Source organism: Mesorhizobium sp. CA4 (assembly GCF_020165075.1).
GTDB lineage: Bacteria > Pseudomonadota > Alphaproteobacteria > Rhizobiales > Rhizobiaceae > Mesorhizobium.
On sequence record NZ_JAIUHK010000004.1, the window covers coordinates 128,979 to 140,182 of the forward strand.

The window sequence follows — 11,204 nt, forward strand, 5'->3', positions numbered from 1 at the left end:
TGCGCTCGGACTGGACCCGCTCAAGCATAGAGGCCTCCCCCATTCTGGGTGCGTCTCGCCGCGCGGCGGCGCAGGATTTCGGCAATCGTCATCAGCACGAAAGACGCAAAGAGCAGCAAGGTGCCGAGGGCCAGCACGCCGGGAAGCTTGGCCGCGAAACGCAACTGGCCCCAGATGTAGATCGGCAGCGTCGCCTCGGTGCCGGTGAGGAAAAAGGCGATGATGAATTCGTCGAGCGAGATGGTGAAGCAGACGAGCAGGCTGGAGATTATCGCCGGCGCGACCATCGGCAGCGTCACGCGCCTGAAGGTGCCGAACGCGCTCTCGCCGAGATCCGCGGAAGCCTCCTCGAGGCTGCGGTCGAAACCCTCGAAGCCGGAGGTGAGCACGGTCATCGAATAGGGAATGCAGACCAGCACATGGCCAAGCGCGACGGTGAAGAGCGACAGGCTCAAACCCAGCTGCAGCATGACCAGCAGCATCGAGATGGCGACGATCACTTCGGGCAGCACCAGCGGCGCCATGATCAGCCCATTGATGGCGCGGCGGCCGGGATAGCGGTAGCGGGTGATCGAGCGGGCGGCGAGGATGCCGAGCACCGTCGACAGGATCGAGGCGGAGACGCCGACGATCAGGCTGTTCCAGGTGGCGTCAATCAGCGCCGGCGTGCGTGGCAGGTCCTCGTACCAGTGCAGCGTGATGCCCGAGAGCGGGAATTTCGGCGTCGCCGCCGTGTTGATCGAGAAGATCGGCAGGAAGATCACCGGTAGATAGAGGAAAAGCAGATAGAGGACGGCGTAGCTCGACAGCCAGCCGGGCAGGTAACGTCTGATCGCCGTCATCGTGCCAGCCTCTGCAGGGCGCGGATGACCAGCACGGTGGCGCCTGCCATCAGCGACACGATGATCATCGCGGTGACGGAGAGCGCAGCGCCCAACGGCCAGTTCGACGCCTTGCCGAACTGCGCCTGGATGGCGTTGGCGATCATGACGCCGTCCTTGCCGCCGACGAGCTTCGGCGTGACATAGTCGCCGACGGTCGGGATCATGACGATCAGCGCGGCCGAGATGACGCCGGGCGCCGACAGCGGCAAGGTGACGCGCAGGAAGGAACGCAGCGGCCCGTCACCGAGGTCGGTCGCCGCTTCGACCAGGGTCCGGTCGACCTTCTCCAGCGAAACGAAGATCGGAAGGATCGCGAACGTAGCCCAGGCATGGGTGAGCGTGATGATCACGGCGCTGGAATTGTAGAGCAGCGCCGTCGACGGCTCGTCGATGATACCGAGGCCCATCAGGCCGGAATTAAGCACGCCGTTGTAGCCGAGGATCACCTTCCACGACACCACGCGCAGCAGATAGCTGGTCCAGAACGGGATGGTGATGAGGAAAAGCCACAGGCTCTTGTGGCGACCGCCATGGAAGGAAATGAAATAGGCGATCGGGTAGGCAAGCGCCACCGTCAGCAGGCTGACAGTCAGCGATATATAAAGCGAGCGCCTGAGCAGGTCGCGGTAGATCGGCTCGGTCAGCGCGACCCGGTAGTTCTCCAGCGTAAATGTGCGGTCGATGGTGAGGTAGTTCTGCGTCCAGAAGGAATGGGCGATGACGACCAGGATCGGCAGGACGAGGAGAATAAGGGCGTAGATGAAGGTGGGACTGATCAGGGCAAAGCCCTGGACGGCTTCCGATTGCAGAAGGGTGCTTCGTCTCGATCCCGCCATGCGCAACGGGGGCGACCCTTCCGCGGCAACCGTCATTGCAGCGCTCCGGGCGTGATTTCGGTAGCTGGCTCGGACTGTCCCGCCATGCGGCCTTCCATTCGTAGCGCTGGCCGCCTGTTCCCGAATTATGCTCGGAGCGTGATCGCTCCTGGCTTGCCAGCTTTCTTCATCATGAGCGCATCCACCGATTGAAATCAAGCGCTATTTCTGCGATATTGATTGAACGGATATTCAAAATTAGATGACGAAACGCCGAATTTCCATGGTTTTCCGCGTTGTTCGATATCCGATGAATATCGACAACCTGGCGATGCGAGGGGAAAATGGCGGCTCAGAGCAAGATCAAGGCAAGCGACCTCATCGAACCAGGCGACGACGCGGTCGAGCTCGCAAAGCGCCATCTCGTGCAGCCCTGGCCCTATGCCGGCTCGGTCGGCAACGAGGCCCGCGCGCTGATCGGCGAGGGCAACGGCATCTATATCACCGACGGCTCCGGCAAGCGCCTGATCGATGGGCCGGCCGGCATGTGGTGCATCAATGTCGGCCATCGCCGCGAGGAGCTGGCCAAGGTCATGTACGACCAGGCGATGGCGCTCTCCTACAACACGCCATGGTACACGATGAACGCGCCCTCGGCCGAGCTTGCGCGGCGCATCGCCGATGCGGCACCCGGCGACCTCAGCCACACCTTCTTCACCACCGGCGGCTCTTCGGCGGTGGAGACGGCACTGCGCTTCATGCAGTTCTACAACAATGTGCGCGGACGGCCGGAGAAGAAGCTGATCCTCGGCGGCGCCTATCACGGCTCGACCTATCTGTCGGCCTCGCTCAACGGCCGGCCGCGTGACCGCGACTGGATGGACGGCGCCGACGAACTGGTGGTCAAGCTGTCCTCGCCCGATCCGTTCCGGCGGCCGAAGGAGATGAGCATCGCCGCCTTCACCAATTTCCTGGTTGACCAGTTCCGCGACACCGTCGCGCGCGTCGGCGCGGAGCGCATCGGCGCCTTTGTCGGCGAACCGGTACAGGCTTCCGGAGGCGTCATCGTGCCGCCGGACGGATATCTGAAGCGTATCCGCGAGATCTGCCGCGAGAACGATATCCTCTATGTCTCGGACGAGGTGGTGACCGGCTTCGGACGGCTCGGCCATGTCTTTGCTTCCGGCGATGTGTTCGGCATCGACCCGGACATGATCACCTTCGCCAAGGGCGTCACATCGGGCTATTTCCCGCTCGGCGGCGTCATCATCTCCGAGCGGTTACTCGAGGATCTGCGCCGCTCCAACCATCCCGACGCGCTGTTCGGCCATGGCCTCACCTATACCAGCCATCCGATCGGCTGCGCGGTGGCGCTGAAGAATCTCGATCTGCTGGAGGAGGGCGTGCTCGCCCACACGCGCGAAATCGCGCCCTATTTCCAGGCACGACTGAAGACGCTGGAAGAGCTGCCGCTGGTCGGCGAGGTGCGTGGCATCGGCCTGATGGCTTGCGTCGAATGCGTCGCCGATCGCGAAAGCAAGGACCCGCTGCAGCTCGACAAGAATGTGGGAAAACGCATCGACGCGCATTGCCACGAGCTCGGCTTGTTGGTGCGGCCGCTGATAAACATGTGCGTGATGTCGCCACCGCTGGTCATCAGCCGCGAGCAGGTCGACGACATGGTGGCGATCCTGCGCGAAGGCATTTCGCGGACCATGGACGACCTGCGGAAAGAGGGGGTGTGGCGGGGGTGAGAGCCAATCTCCCCACTTGAGGGGGAGATGTCGCCGAAGGCGACAGAGGGGGTCGCCTCACGTAAATCGCCATCGTTGTCTAGCATGAAGTGTTGGCGCTTCACGCGCAGCGACCCCCCTCTGGCCGCTTCGCAGCCATATACCCCTCAAGGGGGAGATCGGTAGCCTACGCCCTCGACCGCAGCGCGTCATTCAGCCCCCACATGTCCTTTTCCTCGGGCGCCGTCTCCAGGTTCAGCACAGGCACCTGTTTGCGCAAATGGTCGTGATGGGTGCGCACGCCATATTCGAGGTCGGAGAGATAAAAACCCTCGAAGGCTTCCGACAGCATGGATTCGTTCGACCACACCGAAAGCTGGACGTCTTCGTTCATGGTGTCGCGGTCGATGCGATAGGCGAGGTAGCGTGCCGCCGCCTGTTCGCGCGTCTCGTCCTTGTAGCGATAGATGGCGCCGCGCAGCAGCGTCTCGCCGGTCGATAGCGGGAACTCCTGATAGAACTGGACGGATTCCGGCATGATCGACAGCGCGTTGTTGGGGAAGATGCCGTAATAGATCCAGGCCTTGCGCAGATGTTCCGGCAGATGCGTCGCCTCGGGCGCGAGCTTGATGTACTCGCGAACGCTCCAGCGTCGCCCGGCATGCGGATTGTAGGTGGCGAAGGACCGCGACACGCCGTTGATGAAGGGCTCGTCGAAATAGGTGGCGCCATAGAGGTCCTGCAAGGCGGGATGCGCCATGGCGACGTGATAGCCTTCATTGTCGACGTCGCGCACCGACTTCCAGTTGACGGGCGATTTCTGCGTCCAGATGCCCCAGGACGGCACCATGGCGGCGACGTTGTAATAAGCGATCTCGGCCTCGATCGGCTTGAGCAGTTCGGCCACCGAAGGCTGCGGGCCGCCCTTGCGAAAGCGGATGAAGATGAAGCCCATCCAGATTTCGAGGTCGAGTGGCGTCAGGCCGAACTCGGTCTTGTCGAGTTCGGGGAAGGAACGCGGACGGGCAGCACCGCGCAGCGTGCCGTCGAGATTGTAGACCCAGCCATGGAATGGGCACACCAACGCGTTCTTGCAACTGCCCTGGCTATCGGCGACAACGCGGCTGCCGCGATGGCGGCACATATTGTTGAAGGCGCGCACGACGCCGTCCTTGCCGCGCACGATCAGCGCGCGTTCGCCGATAACGTCCATGGTCAGATAGTCGCCCGGATTCGGCACGTCAGAGACATGGCCGGCAATCTGCCAGTGATTGCAGAAGACGTATTCCTTCTCGAGCTCGAGAAGGGCGTTGGAATGGTAGCTCCACCCCGGCAAACCCCGCCGGTCCCAATCGTTGGGGATCGCCACGTCACGGAGGTGCGGGTTCATCTGCATGCTCTTCTTTTTATTGAATATCCATTCAATATAAGCACATTTTTCATTGAAATGCAATTACTTGTGGAAATATGGAAATTCCGTGGCGGCAAGTTTGACCTCGCCCGAGCCGGAAAAATCCGGAAAATCCGGGTGTTAATCGAGGAAGCGGAACGGCAATTCAGCGGGCGGGTGTCAGCCCCTGTTTCGACGAGCCAAGGGGCGTGCGCAGACAGCGGCGGCGCGCTCGATTTAAGCGTTTGCTGTGTGAGGCTGTTTACAGTCCGGCCGGACGCGGCAGGCGTATATCTGCGCTGACCGTTTCGATCGTCGGTCGAATGGTCGCCTCGGATTGGTATGCTGCCGCCTACGGTGCCTGTTTCAATCCCGTTACACAGACAATCGCCGTCGATCATTCGGCTGTTACCTGGTGCGATTAAGTTCGTTTTATAGCCAAAAAGAAAGATAAACGAAGGGAACAGCGATGTTTGCGAAAGTTCGTACCGCCGATGTCAATCGCCGCCTGCATGGACCGGAACGCAATGACCGCCGGCCGAAGCTGGCGTTGCGCCAGCGCGCCAGCGATCATCCGATGGCGATGTTCATGGCGATCGGCGTCTGCGCCTTCGGCTGCATGCTCGCGGCACCCGCTTCAGGCCCGGCTTTCGCCTCGATCAATCCGCCGGCCAATGTGATCGAGGGCGCGCAGACGACGCTCAAGACCGCCCGCCTGCCGGAATCCTCGGTGGACTTTGCCTGCAAGGGCCAGAACTGGGGCGCCGAGAGCCTCGATTGCCTGCGCGCCATCGCCGAGCAGTCCGGCCAGCACCGGGAACGCGCGGTGCGCATGATCGCCAACACCGCGCCGCTCACCAGCACGCCGAACATTTCTTAAGACCTCCCCTGAGCGCGCCCTCCTGCGCTCGAGTCAGGCTCCCGCCGGGAAAGTCGGTCGGGAGCCTCTTTTTTTGGGGCCCGGCGATATTCAGGTGAGGCCGGCCTGCGAAGGGCAGCTTCCTGCGCTTCCGGTGCTCACGTACTGAAAGTACGCTCCGCTCCGGTTCTCGGAATCCATCCTTCTCGGCTAGGCCTGACCTGAATCTCAACAGACCCCGCGGCGGCGCCAGATCAAGAGGTTTCGCCGCACCTTCCTTACGTTTCCCTGTCGCTCTGGGCAGTCAACTCAGATATGGGCGCCGTTATCGGCGGCGGCTTCGTCGGCGACAATCGCCAGGATGCCGCGGACGTCGAGGGTCGAGAAAGGCTTTTCCAGTATGTGCGGGCGCTGCTGCGGCGGCAGCGCTTCGATTTCCGCCTTGGCGCCGATCAGATCGCCGGTGACCAGCACGAAGCGCTGCGCCAGCGCCGGCTTCTCGGCAAGCAATTCGCGGTAGATGGCAATGCCGCTGATGCCCGGCATGCGCAGATCGGAAAAGACGATGTCCGGCGGCATGTAACCGTTCAACACGTCGGCCGCCGATGTCCAGCTTACCACGACGCGCGACTTCACGCCCATCAGTTCGAGTATGTCGGACAATGAGGCGGCGACATCGGGCTCGTCGTCGATCACCAAGGCATGGCGCAGTCCGCTCGAACGCGCCGGACCTTCGCCGGGCGCGGCGCTGCCGCCTGCGATCGCCGGCAATTGCACAACGAAGCGCGCGCCATTCGGCTCCACGTCCTCGAACCAGATGCTGCCGTGGTGGCGCTCGACGATCGATTTCGAGATCGACAGGCCGATGCCGGTGCCGACGCCGACCGGCTTGGTGGTGAAGTAGGACTCGAAGATGCGCGCGCGGATCGCCTCGGGAATGCCCGGGCCGTTGTCCTCGACGGAGAAGCCCGGATTGCCGTGCTCGTTGCGGAACGTCCGCACCTTGATGCGCCGCTCGCCGGTGACGCCGGCCAGCGCATGCTGGCTGTTGATGAGGAAGTTGGCCGCCACCTGCGTGATATGGTCGGCATCGGCCATCGCAAGCAGCGGCCCGTTGGCAAAGTCGGTGTCGATGATGATGCCGCTGGAGCGCGCGCCATAGGCGGTGACTTCGAGCGCCGAACGCATCACCTGGTTGAGGTCCGTCTCGGCCTGCTCGGTCGGGTGCAGCCGCACCATCGACAGGAAGCTCTTGACGATGCGGCCGCATCGCTCGGCGGCGGCGCGCACCTTCTCGGCCCGCACCTTGGTTTGCGGGTCGCCGGCGAATTCATGCAGCAGCGTCGACTGCGCCACCACCACCGCCAGCGGATTGTTCAACTCATGCGAGACGCCGGCGAGCAGCGAGCCCATCGCCGCCATCTTCTCGTTCTGGTGCAGCTTCTCGCGTTGGCGGTTGATCTCCTCCTCGGCCTGCAGCTTTTCGCGCAGGTCGCGGATCGAGCCGAAAATCAGGCGGCGGTCGGCAACGCGCATCTCGGTTGCGGTCAGCTCGATCGGGAAAATCTCGCCCGCGGCGTTCTGCGTGACGGTCTCCAGCCGCTGGCCGACCATCGGCGCGCCGCGGCCGGCCATGTATTCGGCGCCAGAGGCATAGCCTTTGCGGTAGTATACCGGAACGATGGTATCGAGCAGGTCCTTGCCGAGGATGGCGCTGCGCTGGAAGCCGAACATCTTCTCGGCGGCCGGATTGAACTCGATGATCGAACCCGTCTCGTCGATGACGATGATGGCATCCAGCGAAGCCTGCAGCATGGTGCGACGGATCACTTCGCTGGCATGCGCCTCGGATGGCGAGCGCTCGATGGCATCGCCGATGGCCAAAGCGATGATGTGCAGCGTCGCTTCTTCCTCATCCGTCCATTCGCGCTCGGCGATGCAGTCGTTGATGGCCAGCGTGCCCCAAAGGTGGCCATGCGCGAAAACGGAGACGGACAGGAACGACTTGATGTTCTGCTTCTCGAAATCGGCCCGCAGGAAACCGTCGAGGTCGCGCGTGTGGCCGGAGAAAATCTTGCCTTGCCGCTCATCCTCCTGCAACTGCTCCAGCAGCGAGTCCGAGTTGATGATCGACTGCATGATCACCGTGGGCGACGCCAGCTCGCCGCCGAAATCAGGGTCGATCCAATAGGCGGCGACGGACTGGGCGAAGCCTTCGCCCGGCAATTCACGCAGGCGGAAAAGAATGCCGCGCTGGCAATCCATCTTGCGGCACATTGTTCCCAGTATGTCGTCCATCTCGCGCTGCCAGTCGCCTGCCTCGCGCAGGCGCCGCACGACATGGACAGCCGCCATCGCGGCGCCGCCGGGACGCGAGCCATTCATATCGGTGCGTGCTGCATCAGCAGTCATGGTCATCCAAGGCCCGGACGTCGGTCGTTCAGAGCGTCCCTCCGTTCCACGGAAACGGCGAACCGCTCTACCGCTTTGTTTTGACGCAATTTTGGACGGAAGGCTACGGCTAAGGCGCCGAGCCTAGCCGTTTCACGCCATCCCGGAATGCTCTAGTTGGCGTCGCCACTCGGCAGCGAGAAGATATAGCCTTCGCCGCGCACCGTGCGCAGGAATTTCGGATTGGCGGGGTCGGCCTCGATCTTCTTTCGCAACCGCATGATGCGGATGTCGACCGCGCGCGAGGACTCCGGATCCTCGACGAAGCCGATCGCTTCCGAAATCGCCGCTCGCGTCAGAAGCCGGTTGGCGCGGGTGAGGAAAACCTCGAGCACATCAAACTCGCTCTTGGCCATCTCAATCACCGCGCCATTGGCGGCAGTAACCAGCCTGCCGTCGAAATCGGCCTTGAAGCCGCCGAAATTCATGAAGCGGCGATTGCCGGCATCGGCCTTCTGCGCCTGCGGCTCGGTCGGCTGCGGCACGCGGCGCAGCACGCTGCGCACGCGCGCCAGCACCTCGCGCAATTCGTATGGCTTGACGATATAGTCGTCGGCGCCGAGCTCCAGCCCGACGATGCGGTCGAGCGCGGTGCCTGCGGCGGTGGCGTAGATGATGCCGATCTGCGTTTTCGAGCGCAGCCAGCGGCCGAGCGACAGCCCGTCCTCGCCGGGCATGGCGATGTCGAGGATGGCGAGGTGGAAGGGCTGCGCCTCGAACAGCGCGCGCGCCGCCACGGCATTCTCGGCCGTCGCGACGTCAAAGCCGCTGGCGCCGAGGTACTCGGCCACGGCCTCCCTGAGATCCGGTTCATCCTCGACGACGATGATGCTTGCCTTCACAACGCGCTCGCTCCCGCTTTCGGCGGAAAGTAGATTGGGTATAAACATGATGTCCAGCACTCATCTCGAGTTGTCTGTGGCGGGGTGGAGAAAATGGCCGCACGATCCGTCATTGCGCTTGTGTCCGTCGCCGAGGTGGTGGCCAAAGACCTCGCCGACCATCTCGATCGGCGCGGGCACGACGTGCGCCAGGCGCGCCAGCCCTGGGAGGCCGAGACGCTGCTTTCGGCTGGCGGCATCGATGTCGTGGTGGTCGGCGACGAGGTCACCCAAGCCGAGGGCCGCGAACTGCTCAGGCGTTACAGCAGCCAGGGCGGGGGTGGCGAGGGTGGCCCGGACTTCATTCTGATCTGCCGGCCGCGCGACCTCGTCGACAAGGTGCTGGCGCTTGAGCTGGGTGCGGCCGACGTCGTCGAAAGCCCGCTCAACGTGCGCGAGCTTGCCGCGCGCATTGGCGGCCTGCTGATGAGACGCGGCAGGGCCGCCGGCGAACTTATCGTGCTGGAGAACGCCACCGTCGATCTGCGGTCGGCCATGGTGATGCATCGCTCGGGCGCGGAGGAGCAGCTTTCCCCCGGGCAGGTGGCGCTGCTCAAACTGTTCCTGGCCAGCCCGCGCAAGGTGCTGACGCGCGACGACATCATTGCCGCGGCGCCGGCCGAGAATGCCGACGCTTTCGACCGGTCGATCGATTCGCGCATCGTGCGGCTGCGCCGCAAGCTCGACACCGAGACCATCACCACCATCCGCGGCGCCGGCTATCGTTTCGATCCGCCGCTCTCGCGCAATGAGTGAGTTCAGGTCGGCGAGACTATCGAGCATCGGATTCCCCAAAGCGGTGGTCATTCTGGGTCCGGTGCCAGGCGCTCAGCGCACCACGATGACCGAGGGTCCAGTTGGAACGTTCGCGCTGACGGTTATCTCGGCCGGGGCACGCTCCTTCAGCAGCACCGTCGCCAGGGCGGCGAAGCCGAGCAGGCCCTGCGCGTAAAGGAGCGCGGACAGCACCGAGGCGGCAAGTTTCGTCTTCATGTCCCTATCCCCAATCTCGATATCGTCGGTGCTTCAGGAAACTCCCGAAGCGCCCGCGCCGCTTACGGAGCCCCCCGCTGCGGCGCGGGCCTTCGGTCCTCTCGGCAGCAAGTAGCCGGAGGGGCCGGGCGTCCTCATCAGCCGACGGCCGACCCGCCAGAGGGCCTTCAGCCGGTGGACGCGCAGGCTGGAAACAATCCAGACCGTGGCGATGAACAGAGCCATGTGCAGCGTCGAAACCTCGCCGGAACTCATCGCCGCCAGCGTCGTCGCCGGGTTGCCGGCCACCGAGCCGGCACCGCCGAGCACGATGGCCGCGACGCTGATCCTGAGAAGCCAGGAGCGGAGTTTCGATTTCCTGCCCATTTTCGTTTGCAGATGTCTGTTCCCGTTGCGTCAAATCTGCCGCGGGCCTGTATCCGGATCATGCCGCCGGAGACGCATTGTGTTGCAAATCGGTTTCGAAAGCGGGCCCCGGTCTTTCATTACGTATGAAATGAACTTTCGTTTCTGGCCGAAGCTGATTGTGCGGCGCCTGACCGCCACCTCTCAAAAAGGTCCGCAGTATCGCTCACCCGGCTTGGCTGTTAATTTGTGGAAACGAATTCGAAACAGAAACGAGCATCAAGCGAAATAGGTCTGAAACGGAGGAGCACGATAAGGCCCCATCGAAATTGAAGCCGGACACAACGGCAAAAAACAGAGGGATCGTCATGCACACCGCCATTTCGGCCAAGCTTATCCATATCACCGCCGCCGCGCTCACCGGCGCGGCGCTTCTGTTCGGCGCCGGCAACGCCGCCCACGCCAACCAGCTCGTCGCCAAGGTTTCGCTGTCGCAACAGGTCATGGAAGTCACGGTCGACGGCCGCCCGACCTACATCTGGAAGGTATCGACCGGCAGCAGAGGACACATCACGCCGACGGGCTCGTTCAAGCCGACCCGCTTGCACGAGATGTGGTATTCGAAAAAATACGACAACGCGCCTATGCCGCATTCGGTCTTCTTCAGCGGCGGCTATGCCGTCCACGCCACCTATGCCATTAGCCATCTCGGCCGTCCCGCTTCGCATGGCTGCGTGCGGCTGCATCCCGATGCGGCGGCCGATTTCTACCAGTTGGTCGAGGCCTTCGGCCCGGGCAACACCAGCATCGTGATTGTCAAGTAACGCCCTGGGTCAAGTAACTCCCTGGCCAA

Annotated in this window: 12 protein-coding genes; 5 read left to right on the plus strand and 7 right to left on the minus strand. The window is 63.1% G+C overall.

The features are described 5' to 3' along the window. Positions 1-20 precede the first annotated feature (20 nt). The gene (locus LB528_RS04980; protein WP_224714031.1) at positions 21-842 is read right to left on the minus strand and encodes an ABC transporter permease; all 822 of its coding nucleotides are present in this window, start codon (positions 840-842) and stop codon (positions 21-23) included. Beyond that, a complete protein-coding gene (locus LB528_RS04985) occupies positions 839-1,756 on the minus strand; it encodes an ABC transporter permease (protein WP_224714032.1) in 918 nt (305 codons plus the stop codon). The genes LB528_RS04980 and LB528_RS04985 overlap by 4 nt, the downstream gene beginning before the upstream one ends. A 287-nt stretch (positions 1,757-2,043) precedes the next feature. Between LB528_RS04985 and LB528_RS04990 the strand changes: the two genes are divergently transcribed. Continuing rightward, positions 2,044-3,453: an aminotransferase gene (locus LB528_RS04990; protein WP_224714033.1), complete on the plus strand. Its 1,410-nt coding sequence runs from the start codon at positions 2,044-2,046 to the stop codon at positions 3,451-3,453. 166 nt (positions 3,454-3,619) lie between these two features. Here the strand turns inward: LB528_RS04990 and LB528_RS04995 are convergent, their stop codons facing one another. Next, on the minus strand, positions 3,620-4,822 hold the full coding sequence (locus LB528_RS04995) for an aromatic ring-hydroxylating oxygenase subunit alpha (protein WP_224714034.1): 1,203 nt from the start codon (positions 4,820-4,822) through the stop codon (positions 3,620-3,622). Between LB528_RS04995 and LB528_RS05000 the strand changes: the two genes are divergently transcribed. Then, positions 4,811-5,125, plus strand: a complete 315-nt coding sequence (locus LB528_RS05000; protein WP_224714035.1) for a hypothetical protein — start codon at positions 4,811-4,813, stop codon at positions 5,123-5,125. The genes LB528_RS04995 and LB528_RS05000 overlap by 12 nt on opposite strands. Before the next feature lie 166 nt (positions 5,126-5,291). Further along, on the plus strand, positions 5,292-5,702 hold the full coding sequence (locus LB528_RS05005; protein ID WP_224714036.1) for a hypothetical protein: 411 nt from the start codon (positions 5,292-5,294) through the stop codon (positions 5,700-5,702). Positions 5,703-5,990: 288 nt separating this feature from the next. Here LB528_RS05005 and LB528_RS05010 read toward each other — a convergent pair whose 3' ends face one another. Continuing rightward, positions 5,991-8,093 (minus strand): ATP-binding protein, encoded by a 2,103-nt coding sequence (locus LB528_RS05010; RefSeq protein ID WP_224714108.1) that lies wholly within the window; start codon positions 8,091-8,093, stop codon positions 5,991-5,993. Between the two features lie 152 nt (positions 8,094-8,245). Continuing rightward, positions 8,246-9,022: a response regulator transcription factor gene (locus LB528_RS05015; protein ID WP_263483909.1), complete on the minus strand. Its 777-nt coding sequence runs from the start codon at positions 9,020-9,022 to the stop codon at positions 8,246-8,248. A gap of 45 nt (positions 9,023-9,067) precedes the next feature. Between LB528_RS05015 and LB528_RS05020 the strand changes: the two genes are divergently transcribed. Further along, positions 9,068-9,769, plus strand: coding sequence for a response regulator transcription factor (locus LB528_RS05020; protein WP_224510575.1), 702 nt, complete (start codon positions 9,068-9,070; stop codon positions 9,767-9,769). A gap of 72 nt (positions 9,770-9,841) precedes the next feature. On the opposite strand, the gene LB528_RS05025 is transcribed toward LB528_RS05020, so the two are convergent. Together LB528_RS05025 and LB528_RS05030 are read right to left on the minus strand one after the other, a co-directional pair. Then, positions 9,842-10,006 carry a hypothetical protein gene (locus LB528_RS05025; RefSeq protein ID WP_224510573.1) on the minus strand — a complete coding sequence of 55 codons (165 nt, stop codon included), beginning with the start codon at positions 10,004-10,006 and terminating at the stop codon, positions 9,842-9,844. 33 nt (positions 10,007-10,039) lie between these two features. Next, positions 10,040-10,372 (minus strand): hypothetical protein, encoded by a 333-nt coding sequence (locus tag LB528_RS05030; RefSeq protein ID WP_224714037.1) that lies wholly within the window; start codon positions 10,370-10,372, stop codon positions 10,040-10,042. Positions 10,373-10,719: 347 nt separating this feature from the next. Between LB528_RS05030 and LB528_RS05035 the strand changes: the two genes are divergently transcribed. Beyond that, on the plus strand, positions 10,720-11,175 hold the full coding sequence (locus LB528_RS05035; RefSeq protein WP_224510569.1) for a L,D-transpeptidase: 456 nt from the start codon (positions 10,720-10,722) through the stop codon (positions 11,173-11,175). Positions 11,176-11,204 lie beyond the last annotated feature (29 nt).